Genomic DNA, 24,311 nt, shown 5'->3' on the forward strand with positions numbered 1-24,311 from the left:
ATGGCAAAGATTCGCGTAGCAGACCTGATCGCCCGCCTTCTGGTCGAGCATGGCATCACTGATTGCTTCATGCTCACCGGCGGCGGCGCCATGCATCTCAACGATGCATTCGGTCGTGAAAAGGGCCTGAACAAGGTCTTCACCCATCACGAACAGGCTGCCGCGATCGCCGCCGAAAGCTATTGTCGTCTGTCCGGCAACCCGGCGGTGGTGAACGTCACCACCGGGCCGGGCGGCGTTAACGCCCTGAACGGTGTCTATGGCGCCTATGTCGATTCCATCGGCATGGTCGTCGTGTCGGGCCAGGTGAAGCGCGAAACCTGCGCGCCCAACTACCCCCTGCCCCTGCGCCAGCTCGGCGACCAGGAAGTCGACATCGTGTCGATGGTCCGTGGCATCACCAAATATGCGGTCGTGCTGAACGACCCGCTCGAAGCGCGCAAGGTAGTCGAAAAGGCCATATATCTCTGCCGCCGTGGCCGCCCCGGCCCGGTCTGGATCGACGTGCCGATCGACGTGCAGGCCGCCCCGGTCGATTTCGACACGCTGGAGCCGTTCGATCCCGCCAGCCTCGATCGCACCGACGAAGCCGCCAATAACGAGGCGGAACTGAACCTGCTCGAAGGCGACGCGCTCAAGGCCGAAACCGAAACGCTGCTTGCCGAGCTGTGCGCCGCCGAGCGCCCGGTCATACTCGCCGGTGCCGGCGTCCGCATTTCAGGCCAGCATGCCGAGTTCCTGAATTTCGCCGAGCGTTTCGGCATTCCGGTCGTCACCGGCTGGAACGCGCATGACGCCATTCCCAATAGCCACCCACTCTATGTCGGTCGCCCCGGCACGGTCGGCGATCGTGGCGGTAATTTCGCGGTGCAGACTGCGGATTATGTGCTGGTGCTGGGTTCGCGCCTCAACATCCGCCAGGTCAGCTACAACTGGAAGAGCTTCGCCCGCAACGCGAAGGTCGCCATGGTCGAGATCGACAAGACCGAACTCGACAAGCCGACGCTGAGCCTGCATCGCCCGGTCCACGCCGACCTGCGCGCCTTCTTCGCGACGGCCGCCGCTTTGCCCACGCCCGCCGGCGACCAAGCCGAAGCGCGCGCTGCCTTCCTGGCGCGCAGCCGCGACCGGGCCGCGCGTTATCCGGTGGTGCTGCCCGAATATTGGACCAATGAAGGGCTTATCAACCCTTATGTCTTCGGCGAACTGCTGTTCCAGGAACTGGAGGAAGGCGACATCGTCGTGTCCGGCGACGGCACGGCCTGCGTCACCATGTTCCAGGCCGCGAACCTGAAGCCGGGCCAGCGCCTCTTCACCAATTCGGGCTGCGCCTCGATGGGTTATGATCTGCCCGCCGCGATCGGTGCCTATCATGCCGCCGGCGGCCGACGCATCATCTGCCTCGCCGGCGACGGCAGCATCATGATGAACCTGCAGGAGTTGCAGACCATCGCCGGCCAGAAGCTGCCGGTGAAGATCTTCGTGCTGAACAATGACGGCTATCATTCGATCCGCCAGTCGCAACAGAACCATTTCCCCGACAATATCGTGGGCTGCGGTCCCGACAGCGGCCTCAGCTTCCCCGATTTCGCGAAGCTGGCAGCCGGTTTCGGCCTGCCCTCCTCTAATGTCGCGACGCATGGCGAACTGTCCGCTGCGATCCGCGCGACGCTGGACGGCGATGGTCCGCAGCTGTGCGAAGTGATGATCGACAAGCGCCAGGAATTCGCGCCCAAGCTCAGTTCGCGCCGCCTGGAAGACGGCACCATGGTGTCGCCGACGCTGGAAGACCTTTCGCCCTTCCTGCCGCGTGAGGAACTGGCCGAAGCGATGGAACCCTGCGGGATCGACGCTTGATCCGCTATGTGATCTTCGACCTGGACGGGACGCTTGTCGACAGTTGCGGCATCTGCGTCTCGATCCTCTCCGCGATGATCACGGACCGCGGGGTCGATCATGTGATCGACCCTGTCGGCGCGCGCCAATATATGAGCCGCGGCGGGCGCGACATGGTTGCCGCCCTGCTGGGGCCGGCCTGCATCGACCCGGACGAGGATCTGGTCGACTTCCGCGCGCGCTATTCCAGCCATGTAACGCCCATCGACAGCCTGTTTCCCGGGGTCGCGGAAAGCCTGAAGCAGCTTCATGGAATGGGCCTGGAACTGGCGATCTGCTCCAACAAGCCGCAGGGCCTGTGCGACAGGGTGCTGGAAGATACGGGTCTGGCCCCCTATTTCCGCGTGGTCGTGGGCGGCCAGCCCGGCCTCCAGCCCAAGCCCGCGCCCGATCTGCTGATCGCCGTGTCCGAGGCGCTCGGCTGCGCACCGCATGAATGCGTCTATGTCGGCGACAGCGAACTGGATCATGATGTCGCCAAGACGGCGGGCATGGCATTCTGCTTCCTGACCTATGGTTATGCCGAACCGCTGTGGGTACCGGAAGTCGGGGACAGCTTCGATTGTTTCCCTTCACTGACCACGGCCATCGCCGCACGAGCACTGCAAGATGCTTGAACCCGCCATTGCCGCCGCATTGGCGGCGGACGACCAGCATATCGCGGTCGCGGGGGCCGGCGGCTGGATCGGCCTCGCCACGCTCGACCTGTTGGAACAGGCGCTGGGTGACCGGATCGCCGATCGTGTCTCCTGCTATGGCAGCGCGACACGGACACTGACGCTGCGCAGCGGACGAGAATTGCAGCAGGCGCCGCTCGGCGCGCTGAAGATGCTCGACGCCAGGCGCATCTGGCTGCTCCACTTCGCCTTCCAGACGAAGGATCGCGCCGAGGCGATGAGCGAACAGGCTTATCGCGCCGTCAACGACGCGATCAGCGCGACGGTGCTGGAGGCGGCAACCACGCTGCCCGTCGAGGCGATGTTCGTTGCCTCGTCCGGTGCCGCGACCAAGGCAAACGATCCGCTCGCCAGTCCCGCGATGCGCCTGTACGGCCAGATGAAGCTGGATGATGAAGATCGGTTTGCCGATTGGGCGCGAGTTCATGGCCGCAGGACGGTCATCGGGCGCATCTTCAACATCACCGGGCCATACATCAATAAGCATCAGGCCTATGCCATCGCCAATTTCATCATGGATGCGCTGGCCGATCGGCCGATCGCCGTCCGCGCCCCGCGCGAGGTATATCGCGCCTATGTCGCGATCCGCGAACTCATGTCGCTGATCTTCGCCCTGATGGCGGGTCGCAGCACGCCGGTGGCCCGCTTCGATTCAGGTGGCGAGGCAATGGAATTGGGGGGCGTCGCGCAAGTCGTGGCACGGACTCTGGATGGTGGCTCTGTCGAACGGGCGCCGATCACCGATCCAGTGCCGGATCGCTATATCGGCGACGACACGGTCTATGCCGCTCTGCGACGTTCTCATGGCATCAAAGCAGTGACGCTCGACCGGCAGATCATAGAGACAGCCGACTATATGCGGGGATTGGCCGCCTGAACAGCCAGGGGCTGGCCTCACCGCAGGCTGCATGATAGGTGCGCGCCGTTCGCTGGCGCGAGACAGAATGACGAAGGAAAGCGGGATTTCATGATTTTGACGACCCATACCGGCCGCCATCGCCTGAGCGCCGGTCTGCGCCAAAGTGCCGCTTCCCTGGCCGTTACGGCAATGATCCTGGCCGGAGCGCCCGTTTCAGCGCAGCTATCGAACGATAACAGCAATGTCCCGAGCGGTTCGCCCATCGACCCTTATGCTGCGGCGCGCGCCTCGGCCGGGCAGAACAACGGCAACAACAGCGATAACAGCTCGAATTCGTCGCAGACCACGACCTCAACACCCTATGAGCCGGTGGCGATCGGCGGCAATGGTTCGGCGGATCGCGACGGCACCGGCCTTACTGCGACCGGTTATGGTCCGCGCCAGAATGACAATGGCCTGCTCGACGTCGAGAGCCTCCGTCTCAAGAAGCCTGCGGCTCCTGGCGAATTCGAAACCTGGGTCCAGGATGTCACCGGCCGTAAGCTCAAGCGCTATGGGTCCGACCTGCTCGTCGCGAGCGCGCGCGATTTCGCCGTGCCCGCGCAGACGACCATCCCGCCGGATTATGCGCTGAACGTCGGTGATACCGTCTCCATCTCGCTCACGGGTTCGGTCGAAGGCAGCGTCGACATCGAAATCGATCGCGACGGCCGCATCTTCATGCCCAATGTCGGCTCGGTCAGCCTGGTCGGTGTGCGTTATCGCGACCTCAAGGATCGCATCGCCGCCGCCATTGGCCGCCAGTATCGCGGCTATGACGTGTCGGTCAGCATCAAGAAGCTGCGCGGCGTTCGCGTCTATGTGACCGGCTTCGCCAATAATCCGGGCGCCTATTCGGTGACCAGTCTGTCTACCCTGGTCAATGCCGTGCTCGCAGCTGGCGGACCGTCGGCGGGCGGCAGCTTCCGTTCGGTCAAGCTGTATCGCAACGGCGCGGAAGTCGCCGACTTCGATCTCTATCAGTTGCTGCGCAAGGGCGACCGGTCGCTCGATCCGCTGATCCAGAATGAGGATGTGCTCTTCATCCCGCCGGTCGGCAAGCAGGTCGCGGTGATCGGCAGCGTCAATGAGGAAGCGATCTACGAAACCCGTTCGGGCGAGAGTCTCGCGGACCTGTTGGCGCTGGCGGGCGGCCCGACAAGCCTTGCCGATCCCTCGCGGCTCATCCTCTATCGCCTGAGCGACCAGGATACGGTCGGCAGCCGCCAGATCGATCGCGCCATGGCGACCGGCGAGCAGGCCCAGTCCGGCGACATCGTCCAGATCCTGCCCCAGGGGTCGCTGACCCGGCCGCTGGAACGGCAGCAGGCCGTCGTCCGGATCGAAGGCGAGGTCAATCGCCCCGGCAACTATTATGTCCCGCCCAACACGCCGCTGGAGCAGGTGATCGAGATGGCCGGCGGCCTGACGCCGCGCGCCTATGTCTATGGTACCCGCTTCTTCCGGGAATCGGTCCGCGCGCAGCAGCGCCGCAGCTTCCTGGAGGCGGTCGACCAGATGGAGGTTTCGCTGGCGGCGGCTCCGCTTAACGGCGACCGGCTGATGGATGCCGGCGAACGGCAGACGCAGATCACGGCCGCCCGCGCCTTTGTAACGAAATTGCGCGAAAAAGAACCGGACGGCCGACTGGTCATGGACATGGCGCCCGGCGCAAGCAGCCTGCCCGTCAATCTGCCGCTGGAAAATAACGATCGGATCGTTATTCCGCCCCGCATCGAGACGGTAGGCGTGTTCGGCGCAGTCTATCGCCCAGCCTCCTTCCTGCTGGGCAACAGCAAGCCGTTGCGGGTCAAGGATTATGTCCAGCAGGCCGGCGGCCCCATTCGCGGCGCGGACAAGGGCAATATCTTCCTGGTGCGCGCCAATGGTGCGGTGGTGACGCGCGCGCGTGGCGCGCTCAATGCGCAGGTGATGCCGGGCGATACGGTGTTCGTGCCGATCAAGACCCAGTCGTCCTCGACCTGGGCGAAGATCCGCGACATTTCGACCATCCTGTTCCAGTTCGGCCTGACCGCGGCCGCCATCGCGGCGATCAACTGATGACGCCCCGCCGATCCATCATAGGCAGCATCGCCAACGCGCCCGTGCTGCGCAAGCCCGGCTTGCGCCGCGCCATCCTGCTCGGGCTGATCGTGGTTTTCGCGCTGCTGGCCTTCTTCCCGGAAAAATATCGAGCCGCGTCCAGCCTGACGCCGACCGATCCCGCCAGCCTTGGCCTCAGCGGTACGCTGGGGCAATTGGGCGCCGTCGGCAGCGTGTTCGGCAACCAGGCCGCAGTCGAGGTCAGCCTGAAAGTCGCGCGCGGCGAATATGTCCGCTCGATCGTCGCCAAGCGGCTCAATCTTGCCAGGACGCTGGGCAAGTCGCAAACCGATACCCATCGCTGGCTCGATCGCAAGATCGACGTCCGCGCCTTGCGCGGCGGCATCATCCAGTTCGAGGTGAAGGATCGCGATCCCGAATTCGCGCGGAATCTCGTATCCGCCTATGGCGACGCGGTGCGCGAGCAGCTTTCGATCATTGCTCGCAACCAGACCGCGCTCAAGCGCAAGATCCTTGTCGAACTGGTCGAGAAGGCCAGCGACCAATTGGCCAAGGCCCAGAGCAATTACGACAGCTTCCGCTTGCAGACCCGCTACAGCAGCCCGCAGGCGGCCATCTATGCCGCAGGCGATCGCATTCCAGAACTGGAAGCGATCATTCGTTCAAAGCAGGTGCAACTGGCCCAGATGCGTCAGTTCGCCACCGACGACAATATGCGCGTGCGCCAGGTGATCGCCGAGATCGATGCGCTTCAGGCCCAGTTGGCGGCTGCCCGCTCGACCTCCCCAGGCGAGAAGAGCTCGGTCGGTGACGTGGTTCGCCAGTCGACCCGCGTCGACAAGCTGCGCCGCGAACTCGATCTCGCCCAGGGCCTCTACGACAATTACAAACGCTTCCTCCAGGGCACCTCGGTCGAGGATCTGACGTCGAGCGCCAATATCCGTATGCTGGAGCCCGCCTATGTCGACACCAGCCGCCAGGTGAATGTCCTGCCCGCAGCGATGGCGGTCATGCTGCTGCTGATCGGGCTGGCGATCGAATTCTACAGCGCCCGGCCGCCGGTCGGCGAGAGGAGCCTTGCATGACCGCGCTTGCCGCCACCGGCGACCGGCCCGACATATCGGTGGTCATCCCCTGCTATAATGAGGAAGACAATGCCGCCGCCATATGCGCGGCGACCATCAAGGAACTGGAGCCGCTTGGCGTCAGCTTCGATCTGATCTTCATCGACAATGATTCGACCGATCGCACCGTCGAGATCATCCGTGATATCTGCGACCGCGATCCCCGCGTGAAGCTGATCGTCAACAGCCGCAACTATGGCCAGATGCGCTCGCCCACCTACGGCATCTATCAGGCGCGCGGTCGCGCGGTGATCGGCATGTGCGCCGATTTCCAGGATCCGCCAACGCTCATCCCGTATTTCGTCGAACGCTGGCGCGCTGGCGTCGACATCATTCTGGGCGTCCGGGAAACCGAAAAGACCGGGCCGGTTCTGACCGTCATGCGGCGGCTGTCCTATTGGCTGGCGCGCAATTTCGGTGACTATCCCGTCGTGCCCAATGCGACCGGCTTTGGTCTTTATGCCGCGCGCGTTGTCGATGCGACCCGCCGGCTGGAGGAACCGGAACCCTTCTTCCGCGCGATGCTGGTCGAAACCGGCTATCGCCTCGAAACCATCAGCTATCCACGCGCGCCCCGTGCGGCCGGCAAGTCGAAGAATAATTTTTTCGCCCTGTTCGACTTCGCCATGTCGGCGCTCGCAGGCTCGTCAAAGAAGCTGCTGCGCATGCCCCTCTATCTGGGCGCCATCGGCGCGCTGCTGACGCTCGTCATGCTGATCGGCGGCACGATCGCCTTCTTCCTTGGCAAGCCGATCGCCGGCTGGCTCATCGCATCGGTCGTTCAGGCGGAGTTTGCCTTGCTGTTCGGCTTCATAGGCCTGCTGGGCGACAATGTGCGCATTATTTCCGAACGCACCCGGCGCACGCCGCTGGTGCTGGAGCGCGAGCGCGTCAACTTTCCGGCGGATTATTGACATGCCCCTGCCCGTCTCGCGCGCACGCCTGATCGAACTGTGGCGCTATTACCAGATGGGCGTGCTCAACACTGCTTTCGGCCTCGGCGCCTATGCGCTGCTGGTGTGGCTAGGCCTCAACATGTTCGTGGCCCAGCTTGTCGCGCATCTCATGGGCATGGCGTTCAACTATGTCAGCTATAGCCGCCATGTGTTCCGCGGCGCAGCGCCAGCAAAGCTGCGCTTCATCCTGTCCTATGGCGTCAACTATCTGCTCGGCCTGGGCGCGCTGGCGGCAATATCGCGTGTGATCGAATCCCCCTATATGGCCGGATTCCTGGCGGCCTTCCTCGTGTCGATCGTCAATTATTTCGCGCTCAAATATCTCGTCTTCCGTACCAAGGCGGCATGACCGGTCCGGCACCATCCCGCCGCCGCTGGCTGTGGCTGGAATATCTGTTCGCGGCCGGGGTTCTGGCGCTGATCGCGAAGGCCATGTGGAGCGTGTGGTTCGACGGCTATCTGCCCCAGCCATTTTTCTATGAACCCAGCGACACCTTCATGGACTGGTTCAACACCGCCTATTGGGCGCGTGACGATGGCGTCTATGACAGCTGGCGCACCATTTATCCGCCGCTGTCCTTCGTCGTGCTGCGCCTGCTGGGCAAAGGAAGCTGCTACGCCGGCGCGGAAGGCCTGATGGTGCGCGATTGCGACTGGGTCGGGCTGGTCGTCATCCATGCGATCTTCGTCCTGAACATCGTGCTGGTCGCGATGACCTTCTTCAAGCTCGACCGGCGAACCGCCCTCCCCCGCGCGGTCGCCCTCTCCACCGGCCTGCCGATGCTCTATGCACTGGAGCGTGGCAACATCCTGCTGCTGTGCTTTACAGCGATGCTGCTCGCCTTCGGCCCCCTGCTCAAGTCCGCGCGGCTACGCTGGCTGTTCGCGGGCATCGCCGTCAATTTCAAAATCTATCTTATCGCCACTGTTGCCGCGCAACTGCTGCGCCGCCGCTGGCTCTGGTGCGAAGGTGCGCTCATCGCCACGCTGCTCGTCTATCTGCTGAGCTATGGGGTGCTGGGCGTGGGGACGCCCAAGGAAATCGTTACCAACATCACCGACTATTCGTCCGGCTTTATTGCCGCCCAGGTGCTCGATATCTGGTATTCGGTCACATATCAGCCGCTCATCTCCCTGCTGGAGGGGCAGAGCTTTCCAGTCACCAATATCGTCGGATCGCAAGTTTCCGAAATCGGCCTGATCGTCCTGCCGATCCTGACGCGTCTGGGTCAGGCGTCGATCCTCGCGGCGGCGGCCGCGACCTGGATGCGACCCGAGGTCGTCCCGCCCCATCGCGTCGCCTTCTTCGGCACGGCGCTCGCCCTGATCAGTTCGGAGGCGGGCGGCTACACCCAGATGATGGTGATGTTGTTCGTCTTCATGGAATCCTGGCGCGGCGTTGCGCGGCCATCAGCGATCATCATCTGCTATATCCTCTGTCTCCCCGGCGAGATCGTGATCGGCTATATCCCGCCCATCATCCGCGAAAGCTATTTCGCCGGCCGTCAGGTCGAGGTGGAGTTCGGCGTGGGCCTCGGGATGTTCCTGCGCCCCGGTCTGCTGATCACGGTCGCGCTCTGCCTTTCGGCCGCCACCATCCGCGACGTGTGGGTGGACATACGCCATCAGGGCTGGAAAGATCGCTGGCGCTACCGCCGCGACTGGCCGCTGCTGCCCGGCATTCTTCATCCGCGTCCTCATCGGCTTCAGGGGCGGGCGCAATGACCGCGCCGTTCAGTCGCCGGGCGATCTTCCCGATAGCAGCAGCGATGACTGGCGCCGGCTTCCTGTCGGCCGGGAAAGCCGCCACAGCCGATGACCGGGTATTGACGACGGTTTTGGAAGCGGGCGCATATCGCATCACCGCCAATGTCACGATCAAGACCGATCTGGTCGTGCATCCCGGCGCGACGATCGAGGTAACGCCAGGCGCCACCCTCACAGTTCTTGGCTGCCTCCATGCGCCGGTCGCGCCTGTCTTTACCGGCGGCGGCACGATCGATCTCAATCGCAGCCGGACACCGCATGCCCATCCCGAATGGTGGGGCGCCGCGCCGGGTGACGGCAACCGGGACAGCCTGCCCGCCTTTAAGGCCTGCCTTGCCGCCCATCCGGTGATGCAACTGCTGCCGGCGGACTATTATCTGTCCGACACTTTTGTCGTGGAGCGTCCCTTCTGCCGGATAGCCGGCGCTGGGTTCCGCGGGACCGAGGGGTGGCGCGGTACACGCCTGATCCTGACCAATGGGGCGGGCGACGTCCTGCGGGTCGGCCCCGCCAGCCGCCCTGCGACGGTCAACGACTATCCGCAGAATATCGACATACGCAGTCTCGCCCTATGCCGCTTGGCCCCGGTAGATGGACGCGGCGGTCGCCTGCCCGCAGGCATGACCGCGCAGTTCCTGCTCTACGCCAATTTCGAACAGATCAGCGCTGCCGAACATGGCGTCGGCTTCGTCGCGCGCGGCCTGGTGCGCACACGCATGATCGATTGCATTGCGTTCCGGTCGCTACCGGGTGCGGGCGCGGGCCAGCCATGGCGCGGCTTCCTGTTGGACGGCATGGGCGATATCGGTCTTGCCGGCGGCAATGCATCCCTGTTCCTGATCGATTGCAATGCGACGATCGGCGGCAATCCACAGATAATCGACGGCGTCGGTCTGCTGTTTGAAGGGGCATTTGCCGACAGCTTCATCATCAATTTCGAAGCGACGGCCATCGCCACCGGCATTCGCATCGATGGCAAGGCTGGCCAGATTGGCGGTCGCGCCCGCAACGGCCATGTCAACCTGCACCTGCGCATGCCGATCGTCGACCAGTGCGGTGAAACCGGTATCATGATCCGTGATACCGGACCGCATATGATGATCGACATCAGCGAAGCCTATGTCGCTGTCGGCCCGCGCGCCACGGCCGCGATCCACTGCGCAGCGATGCGCGGCTCCGTCAGCATCACTGGCGGACAGCTTGTCGGCATGACCAACAGCGACGCAAACGGCCAGGCGGCTGGATTGCTGGCGCGGGACAGCGAGGGGCTCCAGATGCAAGGCCTCAAGATACTGGACCACCCGCGCCCGGTGGAACTGTCGGGCTGCCGCGGCTTCGCGTTGCAAGGCTGGATCGCCAATCCCGGCCACGCCACGGGCCGCGCGGCCGCGCAGTTGCGGGATTGCGCGCTGGGACAGGTGTCTCTGCTGATCGGCGGGCGCGACCGGGCTTTCGCCAGCGGCGTCCGGCTCGACGGCAATTGCCAGCGCCTGCGTATCGATGTCACCGGGCATGACGACGGGGCGCTTCAAGACGGCGCGAATGGGCGCGCACATATCGGCGATAAGCCAGCGACGCTGCCCTGGCGGCGTGACGGTATCCTCATCGACGGGGCGTGATGCAGGCGACACGCTCCCCCTGGTTCTGGACATTTACCGCGATACTGGCTGCAGCGCTGTATCTGCGCCTCGCCTCGATTCACTTCGGTCTGCCGGCCCTCAACGATCCCGACGAACTGATGTTTGAACTGGGCGCGGTAAAGATGCTGCGCGGCCCGACGCTCAATCCGGGCTGGTTCGGCCACCCGGCGACGACCACCATGTATGTGCTGGCGCTGGTCGACATCTTGGTATTCGGCACCGGCTATCTGGCGGGCTGGTGGCCTTCGGTCGGGCAGTTTGGCGAGGTCATCTATGCCGATCCGACATGGGTGATCCTGCCAGGACGCATTGCGATGACGCTGTTCGCGATCGCGACGATCGTCCTGGCCTGGCGTCTTGCTATCCGGCTGTTCGATCGCCGTGCAGCGCTGATCGCGGCTGCCATTCTTGCCGCGAGCCCGGTGCATATCACCTGGTCGCAGATCATCCGATCCGACATGATGGCCTGCGTTTTTCTGCTGCTGTGCCTTCATGCTGCGCTTGACATAGCCGAACGCAACAGGTGGCGGGACCATGTTCTCGCCAGCCTCTGGATCGGTGCGGCGATCGCCACCAAATGGCCTTTCGCTCTGTCTGCGCTGGCAGTCGGAGGCGCGACCGCGATGTTGCTGATCGAAAGGCGAACGACGCTGCGCCAAGCGCTTTTGCGGCTCGTTGCGGTAGGTGCGATGAGCCTTGCCTTTCTCTTTTTGATCTCCCCCTATCTGCTGCTCGACTATCCGACCGTGGTGCGCAATCTGACCGGGGAGGGTCAGGCCCAGCATCTTGGTTCCACGGGCGGTACGGCATGGCAAAATGCAGGCTGGTATATCTGCGGTCCATTGTCGAGCGGATTGGGCATCGTCGGGCTCGCCTTGCTTCCGGTCGGCTTCATCGCCCTCTTCAGGCATCGGCGCGCACTGCTGCTGATCGCACCGATCGCCGTCAGCTTCTTCCTGCTCTTGTGTCTTCAATCGATGGTATGGGAACGCTGGGCCTTGCCGCTGCTGTTGCTTTGCGCGATTATCGCTGGCGCCGGGGTCTGCTGGCTGGTCGACCGGACACCTCCGCGCCAGAGGTTCATCGCTCTCCTGCTTTCGCTGGCAGTCCTGTTGCCCCCACTCCTGCTGCGGACGCAAGCCGATGCCAGGGAGCGGATGAACGACACCCGCCAGATCGCGGCGCAATGGGCACGCCGCCACATCCCTGCCGGCAGTACGGTGCTGGTCGAACATTTCGCCTTCGATCTGCTGCCCCAACCCTGGCATTTCATCTTCCCGATCGGCGATGCGGGCTGCATTGATGCGGTGGGCCTCCTGCACGGCAAGACCAGTTATGCGCCAATCGATCAGGCACGCGGCACGCGCGCGAATGTGGATTATGGCACGATGGCGCCGGCACGTCGCGCCAATTGCCGGCCAGACTATGCGATACTGACCCAATATGACCGTTATCGGCGTGAGGCCCGCGCTTTCCCCGCCGAATATGCCGCCTATCGCGAATTGATCGCGCGTGGCCGGATCGTCGCGAGCATTGCGCCGCAGCGGGGGGCAGTCGGCGGACGTATGGTCACGATCGTTGCCTTCCCCAAGACAAAATAGCGAAGCAAAAAGAGAAGCGCCCCGACCAACCGGCAGGGGCGCTTTTTCCGTCAGTCCGCGAAATTTCCGGCGAAGGCGAATTCCTCGACCGGCTTGCGGCCGCTGGGGGCTTCGCGCGCCTGAAGCATTTCGGGCAGGATCGCCTTGTCCGCCTGTCGACCGATGGCGATGGCCGCCTCGATCCGGAAACGATCGGGCACGCCCAGTTCCTTGCGCGCAGCATCGAAATCGACGCCGGTCATGCCGTGGGTGTGATAACCGAGCCGCGTCGCCTGCAACGCCAGCAGCGCCCATGCCGCGCCTGCGTCGAAACTATGGCTGTGCGATGGCTTGAAATCGTCGGAGCCGGGCGCAGCCATCAGCGTATCCGACAGAATATAGACGATCACCGATGCATTTTGCACCCAGCCCTGATTGAATGGCAGCAGCGTGCCGAGGAAGCGATCCCAGTCGGCCGTATCGCGATGCGCGTAGAGGAAGCGCCAGGGCTGATAGTTGAAGGCCGAGGGCGCCCAGCGCGCGGCATCGAAGATGGTGTCGAGATCGGACTGCGGCAACGCCGAGGAATCGAAGGCGCGGGGCGACCAGCGCTCCAGGAACAGGGGATCGACGGCACGTTCGACGGTGCGGGGATCGGTAGCCATGATGTCTCCTTGTGGATGATCCGTTCGAGCGGCTTATGCAGGACGGACAGGCCCGCAGCGAAGACCAAAGATAGCAACGCTCCGTTTAGCGGACAGCCTCACACGAGCGAGCAGATGCCTCGCGCTCGGACGAAGGACGCGACAAATCCGCCTCCTTCTCTAGCAGAACCACGGTCGGTTCGCGCAGGATGGCTTGCGTCAGGCGGCTCCACCAGCTCCCGGCGGGCGCCTCATCCAGATGAGACTCTATCATGGCTCTCCTTCTCGCCGACTCACGCAGCTTTCTATCAATATGATAGACAATCGGCTGCCAAGCAATGCTGGAGCGACTGACAGAAAAGCTTTCGCGCTGATGGAGGAGCCGGACGCCACCAACGCCGCTTCGGGCGCGGCAACGGGTGATTGGTCCAAGGAGATGTTCGAAGAAAAATCGACCCGGACAGCCAATGACGCGTGCAGTTCGCCACCACACTGTCCGGGATCGCAACATTGCCGAGCTTGGAGAGGCATGACAACGTTGTCCCGACTTATTAGGAGATTCTGCCGATCGACGCAACAGCCTTTATGCTTTGTGCAAACAGAAAGGGCGCGGCCATCACGCGATGGCCACGCCCCTTTACTTGTCCTGCGAGGGGATCAGCCAGCGTAAAGGTTCGTCGGCAAGCCGCGCACGCCACACTCCACCTCGAAAAAGCCGCCATCATATTCGGTCGCATCCTCCAGCCCCACCGTCGCGGAGCTGACGAACATGCGGTCGAAATCCGGGCCGGCGAAGCTGATATTGGTCACCTGCCGCGCTGGCATTTCGATGGCGCGATCCAGCTTGCCTTCGGGCGTGAAGCGGCTGATCCGGCTACCGCCCCAATGCGCAACCCAGATATGGCCTTCGGCATCCACGGTCATGCCGTCGGGATAGCCATCGCCTTCGCCGAAGCGGATGAACGGCTCCCGCTCGGTCGCGCCCGTCTCCGTACGGCGGAAGCGATACATCTGCTTCTTCGCGGTATCGCTATGATAGAGCCACTGGCCGCAGGGCGAAAAAGCGGGGCCGTTGGGCACGCGATAGTCGCTGTCGATCACGCTCCAGCTGCGATCCGGCGCCAGACGATAGAGGACGCCGCGATCATGCTCCTCGGCCATGTCCATCGTGCCGCACCAGATATGGCCCTGCGCGTCCGCCTTGCCGTCATTCATGCGGCTGCCGGGAAAATGCGGCTCCGGATCGCCGAAGGGCGTGATGGTCAGCGGATCGAGGCTGATCTCGGCAAAGCCGCTCTGAAAGCCGCCGATGAAGCCACCAGCCTCCCGCTCCGCCACCCAGCCGAGCGGTTCGGGCATCGCCCAGCGATCGACCGTGCCGCTCTCCAGCGACAGCCGGTTGAGCGCAGGCGCGAGGATGTCGACCCAATAGACCGCATTGTCGCGCACGGACCAGAGCGTGCCCTCGCCCAGCGTATCCGCGACCTCGCGGTCGATCTTGCGCCATGCGACCATCAGCGCTTCACCGACAGGCGATAGACCATGGCATGGTGGTAAGGCTTGCCCGGATCGACGCGCGCCGACAGGAAATTGGGCTTGTTGGGCGAATCCGGGAATTTCTGCGGCTCCAGCGCGATGCCGTCGCCCATGCGATAGACATGGCTGCTCTTGCCGATGAAGGTGCCGTCGAGGAAATTGCCGGTATAGAATTGCACGCCCGGCTCGGTCGTCAGCACTTCGAGCACGCGGCCCGACGCGGGATCTTCCAGACGCGCGGCCAATTCGGGCTGCTTCGTCAGCCCTTTGTCCAGCGCCCAATTATGATCGTAGCCGCGACCGGCGATGATCTGCGGGTCGCGACCGTCGCGAATGCCGTCCGCCACGCGGCGAGCGCTGCGGAAATCGAACACGCTGCCATCGACGGGCTTCAGTTCGCCCGTGGGGATGAGATTGGCGTCCACCGGCGTATAGGCCTTGGCCGGCATGGTCAGCAGATGCCCCAGCGCGCCATCGGGTGATCCTTCGCCAGACAAGTTGAAGATCGCGTGGTTCGTCATGTTGACGATGGTCGGCTTGTCGGTCTTCGCGTCGAAGGCGATGCCCAGATTACCCTGCTCGTCCAGCGTATAGGTGACGGTCACGTCCAACTTGCCGGGATAGCCCGACTCACCGTCGGGGCTGGTCAGCGACAATATGGCTGTCGCGGTCGGGCCGCTCTTGATCGACACGACTTTCCACACCTGCTTGTCGAAGCCCTTGCCGCCGCCATGCAGCGAATTGACCTTGTCGTTCAGGGGAAGCTGATAGGCCTGGCCGTCGATGCTGAACTTGCCGCCCGCGATGCGGTTCGCATAGCGTCCCACGGTAACGCCGAAGAAATTGGGATGGTCGACATAATCCTTGAGGTCGTCATAGCCGAGCAGCACGTCGGCGACCTGACCGTCCTTGCCGGGGCCGGACAGCGACTGGAGCGTCGCGCCGTAGGTCAGGATTTTCGCAGACACGCCTGCGCCATTCTTCAGCGTGATCGTCTCGATCGCCGCGCCATCGGCGGTGCCGGCGGGCGCGCGGCTGGCTTCGGCCGCATGGGTGGTTCCGCTTGCCATGGCGAGAGCCAGAGCGCATGACAGCGCTGTTTTCAAATCGACGACCTTTCGCATGGACTTCCTCCCGAAAACGCACGCCCATTGACGGGCGGTTGAGGGGGATATACTCCGACAAAATAAGCAGGCGCAACCCTTGATCGGGCGGCCTGCTACTGGAACTGCACTGGAGAAGGATGAATGGCAGGACCGATTTCGTCAGGCGCTGCGCCCGTCGCAACGCATAATCCCGGCACGCGCTACGGCCCTGCGCTCGCGTTGCTTGCCAGCCTCTTCTTCATGTGGGGCTTCATCACCGTCATCAACAATACGCTGCTGCCCCATCTACGCAGCGTGTTCGACCTCAGCTACACCCAGACGACACTGATCGAATCGGTCTGGTTCATCGCCTATTTCTTCGCCTCCATCCCTTCGGCCAAGCTGATCGAGCGGGTCGGCTACCAGAAGTCGATGGTGATCGGCCTGCTGGTCATGGCGGCTGGTGCGCTGGGCATGACGATCGCGGCGTCGATCCCCTCCTATGGCGTGACGCTGGTCATGCTGTTCGTGATCGCCAGCGGCATCACCCTGCTCCAGGTCGCCGCCAACCCCTATGTCGCGGTCGTCGGCAAGCCCGAAACCGCTTCTTCGCGCCTCAACCTCGTTCAGGCGATGAACTCGGCCGGTACCATGCTGGCGCCGATGTTCGGCGCCTATCTGATACTCGGCCGGTCGAAGGGCGGCACGGCGCAGGGCGAAGTCGTCCTGACCCAGGCCGAACGGCTTGCCGACGCCCAGTCGGTGGTCCTGCCCTATGTGCTGGTCGCCGTCGTGCTGGTCGTGCTGGCGGTGGTCATCGCCCGCTTCCCGCTGCCTGCCATGGGCAATGCGACCCAGCGTCACAACAAGGAAGAGCGCAAGAAATATTCGCTCTGGGCGCACCGCAACCTGGTGTTCGGCATCCCGGCGATCTTCATCTACCTGATCGCGGAAATCGGCGTCGCCAACCTGTTCATCAACTTTGTCAGCCAGCCGCAGATTGCCAACCTGACCCATGAACAGGCGGGCAATTACCTGACCCTGTTGTGGGGCGGCATGATGGTCGGCCGCTTCGCGGGTTCGGCGATCATGCAGAAGTTCGATGCAGGGCATGTCCTCGCCGCCTTCTCGATCGGCGCCTTCCTGGTGATGCTGGTCACGGTCTTCACCACCGGCCCGGTTGCCATGTGGTCGCTGATCCTGGTCGGCCTGTTCCACTCGATCATGTTCCCGACCATCTTCACCCTCGGCATCAAGGGCCTCGGCCCGCTGACCGAGGAAGGTTCGGGCCTGCTGATAATGGCGATCGCCGGCGGTGCGCTGGTGGTGGTGCAGGGCTGGCTGGCGGACCATTATGGCCTCCAGACCAGCTTCCTGCTGACCGCGGCCTGCGAACTCTATGTCCTCTTCTATGCGCTCTGGGGGTCGAAGCCGACCCACGCGCTGCCCGATCAGCAGATCGGGGAATAAGGGACCGGAAGCGTCAACGAAAAGGCCGGAGCGGGCATAGCGCTCCGGCCTTTTTGCTTTGCGGCGTCCGCGCATTGGCTTATCCGGCATCCATCTTCGCTTGAGGAGTGCTAATGGCCGACATCCTGCTTTTCTCCTATGGCACGTTGCGCCAGCCCGAGGTGCAGAAGGCGTTGTTCGGCCGCCATGTCGAAGGCACACCGGACGCGTTGCCCGGCTTCCGTCAGCGGATGATCGAGATCAGCGATCCCGACGTCATCGCCAAGAGCGGCACGCGCTGGCACCCGATGGTGGAGCCGAGCGACGATCCCGCCGATGCGGTCGGCGGCCTCGTCTTCCGCCTCACGTCGCAGGATATTGCCAGCGCGGACGCCTATGAGGTCGATTATGTCCGGCGAGAAGTGCGGCTGCGGTCTGGCCTTGTCGCCCATATCTATAGCGACGCCAATGAGACGGGCGACGCATGATCGTCCGTCCGCGCCCCGGACTGGTCGATGTCGCCTTCGCCCTGCGCGGATCGATCCTGCCCCGGATCAAGGGCCGGTTGCTGCTGATCGCGTTGCTGAGCGTCGCCGCCGTCCTCGTCGCGCAGCGCCATCCGGGCATCTTCGCGCAGATCAGCGCCATCCCTTTCACGCTGATCGGCATCGCCCTGTCGGTGTTCATGAGCTTCCGCAACAATGCCTGCTATGACCGCTGGTGGGAGGGGCGCAAGCTCTGGGGATCGCTGATCATCGCCTGCCGCTCTTTCGCCCGCCGCGCCGCGATCCTCGAAGACACCGACCGGCGACTGCTGCTCACGGGATTGTCCGCTTTCACCGCCGGCCTTGCCGCCCGCCTGCGGCGCGGCGACGAGCGAGGCGTATTGGCAGGCCATGCCGGCGAAGGACCTTGGCTCGATGCTGTCAATCCGACCGACGCGCTACTCCAGCATTTGGGGCATCATTGCCTGCTATTGATGCAGAAGGAGCGTGTCGGCGCGATCCACCACGGCCTGCTGGAGGAACAGTTGCACCTGTTGGCGCAGGTTCAGGCCGGGTGCGAACGCATCCTGCTCACCCCCCTGCCCTTCAGCTATTCGCTGCTGCTGCATCGCACGGCGACGATCTTCTGCCTCGCCTTACCCTTCGCCCTCGCCGGGATGCTCGGCTGGTGGACGCTGCTGCCGGTGCTGCTGGTCAGTTATACCTTCTTCGGACTGGATGCATTGGGCGACCAGCTGGAAGATCCGTTCGGCCTTGAGCCCAACGACCTGCCGATCGACGCCATGGCTCGCACGGTGGAACGAGAGATGCTGTCAGCACTGGGCGAAACCACGCTGCCCCCGCCGATCGAGCCGCAGCGTCATATCTTGACCTGATTTCAGCGCTCCATCGCGCTCGCCGTATCCTCCAGCGCCAGGTCGACCAGCACGCCCATCGCTTCGGCCGCCGCCGCCGGATCGCCCGCCGCGATCGCGTCATAGACGCGGACATGATCGGGGATCGGGTTGCGCGGCAGAGCACGGGCGCGCTGCTTGAACTGGGTGGTCCAGTTCACCGCCGCGCCAATGCTGGCGGTGAGGGTCAGCAGCGCGTCGTTGCGCGTCGCGTTCAGGATCGCATTGTGGAAATCGCGGTCCGCCGCCCGCCCCGCCTCGGTCGCCAGCGTATGGCGGCGCATCGCGGCCAGCGCATCCTTCATGATCCGCAGGTCATCCTTGTCGCGCCGCTGCGCTGCAAGCCGCGCCGCCGCCGGCTCGACGATGGCGCGCAGCTCGAACAGGTCGCGCACGAACTGGATGTCCGGCTCCCCGGCAAAGGCCCAGGCCAGCACATCGGGATCGAGCAGGTTCCAGCGATTGCGCGGCAACACCCGCGTCCCCGCCTTGGGCCGGCTTTCCACCAGCCCCTTGGCGGTCAGCACCTGGATCGCCTCGCGATAGGCGCTGCGCGACACTTCCAGTTCCTCGGCAAAGGCCACTTCGCCCGACAGCGTATCGCCAGGCTGATATTGCCCCGACAAGATGGCTGTGCCCAGCTTATGCGCGATCGCGCCGTGCAGCCGTCGTCCCGGCCCCCGCGCGGCCCGGCCATTCCCGCCCTTTTCCGTCTCATCCCTGTGCAAAGACGGATTTTCCTTCACCATTCGGATCCCTCCCACCTCGATCCACTGAGGCACAGTTTAGCCTAGAATACAATCATTGCCTTTACCATCGCCGTGTAATATGTCGGAGTAATTGAGAGATTCACCGCTGCATCGGCCCTGCGTCGATGCAGCGTTTTGCCTATCATCAATGAACCAGCGCCACAGGTCGGCGTGCGGGAGGAGAGTTTTCATGACATTGCGTCTGTTGCAGCACCGTTCGGACTCTGGCGAACGGACGGTCATCGCCGCGCAGGGCGATGCCGCCCATTTCGTGCCGGGCTTTGCCACCATCCGCGCGCTGGCGCTGCACGCAATCGCACAGGGCGTCAGCCTTGCTGCCGCCGTCGAGTCCGCCGGCAAGGGCGATGCCGTGGATATCGCCGCGGAATATGAAGCGAACCGCCTGCTCGCCCCGATCGACCATGAAGATGGCGCGCATGTCCAACTGACCGGCACTGGCCTGACCCATCTCGGTTCCGCCGAGGGCCGCGACAAGATGCACCGCGAAGCCGCTGCCGCCGAAAAGCAGACCGATTCGATGCGCATGTTCCTGGAAGGCCTGGAGGGCGGCAAGCCCGCCGCGGGCGAAGTCGGCCAGCAACCCGAATGGTTCTACAAGGGCGACGGCTCGCAGCTGGTCGGTCCAACCGATCCGCTCGTGATGCCCGCCTTCGCCAAGGATGGCGGCGAAGAACCCGAACTGGCCGGCATCTACCTGATCGGCGAGGACGGCACCCCCTATCGCCTCGGCCTCGCGCTCGCCAACGAGTTCAGCGACCATGTGACCGAACGCCACAACTATCTGTGGCTCGCCCACTCCAAGCTGCGTCAGGCCTCGCTCGGCCCGGAACTGCTGGTCGGCACCCCGCCCGAACATATCGAAGGTGCCAGCCGCATCATCCGCGATGGCGAAACCATCTGGGAAAAGCCGTTCCTGTCGGGCGAAGGCAATATGTCGCACAGCTTCGCGAACCTGGAACATCATCATTTCAAATATGATCTGTTCCGTCGCCCCGGCGACGTTCATGTCCACTTCTTCGGCACCGCCACCCTGTCGTTCAGCGACGGCGTGCAGACGCAGGAAGGCGACGTGTTCGAAATCATCGCCGCGCCCTTCACCCTGCCGGTGCGCAATCCGCTCAAGCGCGCCGCAGCTGTCCAGGTCGCCGTCAAGCAGCTCTGACCTCCATGGATCCGATCCGTATCGCGATCGTCGGCATCGGCAAGATCGCGCGTGACCAGCATGTCCCGGCCATCCGGGGCAATGCGGCGTTCAGCCTGGCAGCCACCGTCAGCCCGCATGATGCGGGCCTTGACGGTGTGCCCCACCATGCCAGCCTGGACGATCTGCTCGCGCAGGGACCGGCGGTGGACGCCATCGCGCTCTGCACCCCGCCGCAGGTCCGCTACGATCTCGCGTCGCAGGCGCTGGCCAGGGGCATTCACCTCTTCCTGGAAAAGCCGCCCGGCGCGACTTTGGCTGAGGTAGAAGCGCTGAAGGCGCAGGCCGACAAGGTCGGCGTCAGCCTGTTCGCCGCCTGGCACAGCCGCTTCGCCGCTGGCGTCGCGCCGGCGCGCGCCTGGCTGGCCGAGCGCAGGATCGAGAAGGTCTCGATCGTCTGGCGGGAGGATGTCCGCGTCTGGCATCCGGGCCAGGCCTGGATCTGGCAACCAGGCGGCCTTGGCGTATTCGATCCGGGTATCAACGCCCTGTCGATCGTCACCCATATCCTGCCGCGCCCCTTCTTCCTGAAGGACGCGACGCTGGTGCTGCCGGAAAACCGCGCTGCGCCGATCGCCGCCGACCTCGCTTTCCGCGACACGACTGGTGCGCCGATCCACATGGATCTCGACTGGCGCCAGACCGGCCCGCAAAGCTGGGACATCATGGTCGAAACCGATGCCGGCACGCTGAAGCTCAGCCATGGCGGCGCGGTGCTGACCCTGCCCAGCGGCACCGAGCATGGCGAGGATATCGAATATGCCGGTCTCTACGCCCGTTTCGCCACCTTGATCCGGGGCGGCCGGTCGGATGTCGATACCAGCCCGCTGCGACTGGTCGCCGACGCCTTCCTGCGCGGCACGCGCGAAAGCACCGACGCCTTTCACGACTGACTTATCCACAATTTCATCCACAGGGAGAGGACGGACATGACGAAAACCTTGCGCCGCACCGCTATTGCGCTGCTGCTCTGCGCCAGCGCACTGGCCTGGCAGCCGGCCAGTGCCGACACCGACGGCAAGCCGACCACCGCCACCATCCACGCCGACAAGCCCGGTGCGGTCTATGACAAGGCGATCTTCACCCAGTTCGCCGAGCATCTGGGCAACGGCATCTATGGCGGCCTGTGGGTCGGCAATGACAAGTCAATCCCCAACACCAACGGCTTCCGCAACGATGTGATTTCGGCGCTGCGCAACCTGTCGGTGCCGATCATCCGCTGGCCCGGCGGCTGCTTCGCCGACGAATATCACTGGCGCGAAGGCATCGGCCCCAAGAAGGACCGCCCAGTCAAGATCAACACTCATTGGGGTGGCGTGACCGAGCCGAATACCGTCGGCACGCATGAATTTTTCGAACTGATCCGTCAGGTCGGGGCGCAAGCCTATGTCGCGGGCAATGTCGGCAACGGCACGCCGCAGGAAATGGCGGAGTGGGTCGAATATATGACCTCGCCCGCCGGTACGCTGGCCGATCAGCGCGCAAAAAACGGCCACAAGGAACCCTGGTCGGTGCCCTATTTCGGCGTCGGTAACGAGCTGTGGGGCTGCGGCGGCAATATGCGTCCGGAATTTGCGGCCGATGAAACCCGTCGCTACGCCACCTTCGTCAAGGCGCCCGCCGGCACCAAGATCATGAAGATCGCAGCTGGCGCCAACGTCGACGATTACAACTGGACCGAAACCATGATGCGGGTGGCGGGCGACAAGCTCGACGGCCTGTCGCTGCATTACTACGTCCACCCCGCCGGCGGCTGGCCGCCGCGTGCGCCCGCCGTGAATTTCGATGAAAATGGCTGGGCCGATGCACTGAACGGCGCGCTCCACATGGACGAGCTGATCACCAAGCACAGCGCCATCATGGACAAGTACGATCCCAAGAAGCGCGTCTTTCTGGCGGTCGACGAATGGGGCAGCTGGTATGCGCAGGACGAAGGCACCCATCCGGGCTTCCTGCGCCAGCAGAACACGCTGCGCGACGCGCTGATCGCGTCGATCCACCTCGACATCTTCGCCAAACATGCCGACCGCGTCCGCATGACCGCGATCGCGCAGATGGTGAACGTGTTGCAGGCGATGATCCTGACCGAAGGCAAGAAGATGGTGCTGACGCCCACCTATCATGTCTTCGAAATGTACAAGCCCTGGCAGGATGCGACGGTGCTGCCGATCGACATCCAGACCCCTTGGTATGCCAAGGATCAATATACCATGCCGGCCGTCAGCGGATCGGCGGTGAAGGGCAAGGATGGCAAGGTCCATGTCGGCCTGTCCAACCTCGACCCGAACCAGTCGAACACCGTGACCGTGAAGCTGGACGGCCTCAACGCCGCCACTGTCACCGGCCGCGTCCTGACCGCTTCGGCGATCAATTCGCACAACAATTTCGACGCGCCCGAAACCGTCAAGCCCGTCGCCTTCACCGGCGCGCAGGTCAGCGGCGGCACGCTGACCGTGACGCTGCCGGCCAAGTCGGTGGTCGTGCTCGAACTGCAATAACGGCTTTCGCCACCTGGGCGGGCGGCCTTCCGGGTCGCCCGCCCTTTTTCATATATTTCCCGCAGGAGAGGACCGCATGGCGCGGCATTGTATCGCAACAATATTGGGCCTTGCCCTGCTTGCAGCCACCGGCCCGGCCTGCGCCCAGCAACCGGCAGCGCCTGCTCCCGCGACGCTCAACAGTCGCCTCAGCGGCGACCTCGTCCCGACCCATGATCCCGTCATCGCCCGCGAAGGCGACACCTATCATGTGTTCAGCACCGGCCATGGCAAGCGGCTGATCGAGACGCGTACGTCAAAGGATCTGATGCACTGGACGGCGGGCGATCCGGTCTTCACCGCGCTGCCCGAATGGGCGAAGCAGGCGATCCCCGGCAGCGACGGCATGTGGGCGCCCGACATCAGCTATGTAAACGGCCGCTACCGCCTCTATTATTCCGTCTCGACCTTCGGCTCGAACCGCTCCGCCATCGGCCTTGCCACCAGCCCGACGCTGGACCCCAAGGCGAAAAATTATGGCTGGCGCGACGAGGGCCTCGTCGTCATGTCCACGAAAGACGACGACTATAACGCCATCGACCCCAACTTCATCACCGACCGTGCCGGCCGTCACTGGCTGTCGCTCGGCAGCTTCTGGACCGGCATCAAGCTGTTCGAGCTCGACCCGAAAACCGGCAAGCCCAAGAATGCGAAGACACCCGTCTCCATCGCCCGCCGTCCCGCCCCGACCGGCGGCCCGGCTCCGGTGGAAGCGCCGTTCATCGTCGACCATGGCGACTATTATTGGCTGATGGTCAGCTATGACTATTGCTGCAAGGGCGTGAACAGCACCTATTATACCGTCATGGGCCGATCGAAGGCGATCACCGGTCCCTATCTCGGCAAGGACGGCAGCCCGCTGATGGAAGGAGGCGGCACCATCTTCCTGCGCGCCGACCTTCAGGAGCAGCAGCGCTTCCGCGGCCCCGGCCATGCCGGCTGGCTCCACGACAAGGACGGCAAAGATTATGTCGTCTACCACGCCTATGACAAGCAGGCGAACGGCGCCCCCACCCTGCGCATCGCTCCGGTGCGCTGGGGGGCTGACGGCTGGCCCGTCGCTGAGTATTGACCCTTTTTAGTCCGAC

21 protein-coding genes are annotated in these 24,311 nt (G+C 63.9%); 17 read left to right on the forward strand and 4 right to left on the reverse strand.

Annotation, left to right across the window (positions count from 1 at the left end):
• From VMR39_RS10075 to VMR39_RS10120, 10 genes are all read left to right on the forward strand, one after another.
• Positions 1–1,857, forward strand: coding sequence for a thiamine pyrophosphate-binding protein (locus VMR39_RS10075; protein WP_325415820.1), 1,857 nt, complete (start codon positions 1–3; stop codon positions 1,855–1,857).
• Entirely contained in the window at positions 1,854–2,513 is a 660-nt protein-coding gene (locus VMR39_RS10080) for an HAD-IA family hydrolase (protein ID WP_325415821.1), read from the forward strand. Before VMR39_RS10075 ends, VMR39_RS10080 begins: the two co-directional genes overlap by 4 nt.
• The gene (locus VMR39_RS10085) at positions 2,506–3,450 is read left to right on the forward strand and encodes an NAD(P)-dependent oxidoreductase (protein WP_325415822.1); all 945 of its coding nucleotides are present in this window, start codon (positions 2,506–2,508) and stop codon (positions 3,448–3,450) included. Before VMR39_RS10080 ends, VMR39_RS10085 begins: the two co-directional genes overlap by 8 nt.
• A gap of 90 nt (positions 3,451–3,540) precedes the next feature.
• Positions 3,541–5,532, forward strand: a complete 1,992-nt coding sequence (locus VMR39_RS10090) for an SLBB domain-containing protein (RefSeq protein WP_325415823.1) — start codon at positions 3,541–3,543, stop codon at positions 5,530–5,532.
• Positions 5,532–6,620, forward strand: a complete 1,089-nt coding sequence (locus tag VMR39_RS10095; RefSeq protein WP_325415825.1) for a hypothetical protein — start codon at positions 5,532–5,534, stop codon at positions 6,618–6,620. The genes VMR39_RS10090 and VMR39_RS10095 overlap by 1 nt, the downstream gene beginning before the upstream one ends.
• Positions 6,617–7,573 (forward strand): glycosyltransferase family 2 protein, encoded by a 957-nt coding sequence (locus VMR39_RS10100; protein ID WP_325415826.1) that lies wholly within the window; start codon positions 6,617–6,619, stop codon positions 7,571–7,573. Before VMR39_RS10095 ends, VMR39_RS10100 begins: the two co-directional genes overlap by 4 nt.
• A 1-nt stretch (position 7,574) precedes the next feature.
• Positions 7,575–7,964, forward strand: coding sequence for a GtrA family protein (locus VMR39_RS10105; protein ID WP_325415827.1), 390 nt, complete (start codon positions 7,575–7,577; stop codon positions 7,962–7,964).
• Entirely contained in the window at positions 7,961–9,340 is a 1,380-nt protein-coding gene (locus tag VMR39_RS10110; RefSeq protein WP_325415828.1) for a hypothetical protein, read from the forward strand. Before VMR39_RS10105 ends, VMR39_RS10110 begins: the two co-directional genes overlap by 4 nt.
• Positions 9,337–11,001, forward strand: coding sequence for a hypothetical protein (locus VMR39_RS10115; protein ID WP_325415829.1), 1,665 nt, complete (start codon positions 9,337–9,339; stop codon positions 10,999–11,001). The genes VMR39_RS10110 and VMR39_RS10115 overlap by 4 nt, the downstream gene beginning before the upstream one ends.
• On the forward strand, positions 11,001–12,623 hold the full coding sequence (locus VMR39_RS10120) for an ArnT family glycosyltransferase (protein ID WP_325415830.1): 1,623 nt from the start codon (positions 11,001–11,003) through the stop codon (positions 12,621–12,623). Before VMR39_RS10115 ends, VMR39_RS10120 begins: the two co-directional genes overlap by 1 nt.
• 50 nt (positions 12,624–12,673) lie before the next feature.
• Here the strand turns inward: VMR39_RS10120 and VMR39_RS10125 are convergent, their stop codons facing one another.
• The 3 genes from VMR39_RS10125 to VMR39_RS10135 form a co-directional block, all read right to left on the reverse strand.
• A complete protein-coding gene (locus VMR39_RS10125; protein WP_325415831.1) occupies positions 12,674–13,267 on the reverse strand; it encodes a nitroreductase family protein in 594 nt (197 codons plus the stop codon).
• Positions 13,268–13,903: 636 nt separating this feature from the next.
• Positions 13,904–14,761: an SMP-30/gluconolactonase/LRE family protein gene (locus VMR39_RS10130; RefSeq protein WP_325415832.1), complete on the reverse strand. Its 858-nt coding sequence runs from the start codon at positions 14,759–14,761 to the stop codon at positions 13,904–13,906.
• Complete coding sequence (locus tag VMR39_RS10135) at positions 14,761–15,906, reverse strand: aldose epimerase family protein (protein WP_325415833.1); 1,146 nt, start codon at positions 15,904–15,906, stop codon at positions 14,761–14,763. The genes VMR39_RS10130 and VMR39_RS10135 overlap by 1 nt, the downstream gene beginning before the upstream one ends.
• A 123-nt stretch (positions 15,907–16,029) precedes the next feature.
• Here VMR39_RS10135 and VMR39_RS10140 point away from each other — a divergent pair, with 123 nt between their 5' ends.
• The 3 genes from VMR39_RS10140 (at position 16,030) to VMR39_RS10150 (ending at position 18,697) form a co-directional block, all read left to right on the forward strand.
• Positions 16,030–17,337 carry a sugar MFS transporter gene (locus VMR39_RS10140; RefSeq protein WP_325415834.1) on the forward strand — a complete coding sequence of 436 codons (1,308 nt, stop codon included), beginning with the start codon at positions 16,030–16,032 and terminating at the stop codon, positions 17,335–17,337.
• Positions 17,338–17,450: 113 nt separating this feature from the next.
• Positions 17,451–17,804 carry a gamma-glutamylcyclotransferase family protein gene (locus tag VMR39_RS10145; protein ID WP_325415835.1) on the forward strand — a complete coding sequence of 118 codons (354 nt, stop codon included), beginning with the start codon at positions 17,451–17,453 and terminating at the stop codon, positions 17,802–17,804.
• Positions 17,801–18,697, forward strand: a complete 897-nt coding sequence (locus VMR39_RS10150; protein ID WP_325415836.1) for a bestrophin family protein — start codon at positions 17,801–17,803, stop codon at positions 18,695–18,697. Before VMR39_RS10145 ends, VMR39_RS10150 begins: the two co-directional genes overlap by 4 nt.
• 2 nt (positions 18,698–18,699) lie before the next feature.
• Here VMR39_RS10150 and VMR39_RS10155 read toward each other — a convergent pair whose 3' ends face one another.
• A complete protein-coding gene (locus VMR39_RS10155; protein ID WP_325415837.1) occupies positions 18,700–19,464 on the reverse strand; it encodes a FadR/GntR family transcriptional regulator in 765 nt (254 codons plus the stop codon).
• 190 nt (positions 19,465–19,654) lie between these two features.
• On the opposite strand from VMR39_RS10155, the gene araD1 reads away from it, so the two are divergent.
• The 4 genes from araD1 to VMR39_RS10175 all read left to right on the forward strand — a co-directional run bounded on the left by araD1 (position 19,655) and on the right by VMR39_RS10175 (position 24,295).
• Complete coding sequence (gene araD1, locus VMR39_RS10160) at positions 19,655–20,647, forward strand: AraD1 family protein (protein WP_325415838.1); 993 nt, start codon at positions 19,655–19,657, stop codon at positions 20,645–20,647.
• Positions 20,648–20,652: 5 nt separating this feature from the next.
• Positions 20,653–21,579, forward strand: a complete 927-nt coding sequence (locus VMR39_RS10165; RefSeq protein ID WP_325415839.1) for a Gfo/Idh/MocA family oxidoreductase — start codon at positions 20,653–20,655, stop codon at positions 21,577–21,579.
• Between the two features lie 36 nt (positions 21,580–21,615).
• Entirely contained in the window at positions 21,616–23,184 is a 1,569-nt protein-coding gene (locus VMR39_RS10170; protein WP_325415840.1) for an alpha-N-arabinofuranosidase, read from the forward strand.
• Between the two features lie 76 nt (positions 23,185–23,260).
• Complete coding sequence (locus VMR39_RS10175) at positions 23,261–24,295, forward strand: arabinan endo-1,5-alpha-L-arabinosidase (protein ID WP_325415841.1); 1,035 nt, start codon at positions 23,261–23,263, stop codon at positions 24,293–24,295.
• Positions 24,296–24,311 lie beyond the last annotated feature (16 nt).

The sequence above is a fragment of the Sphingobium sp. genome (genome assembly GCF_035511395.1).
Taxonomy (GTDB): Bacteria; Pseudomonadota; Alphaproteobacteria; order Sphingomonadales; family Sphingomonadaceae; genus Sphingobium.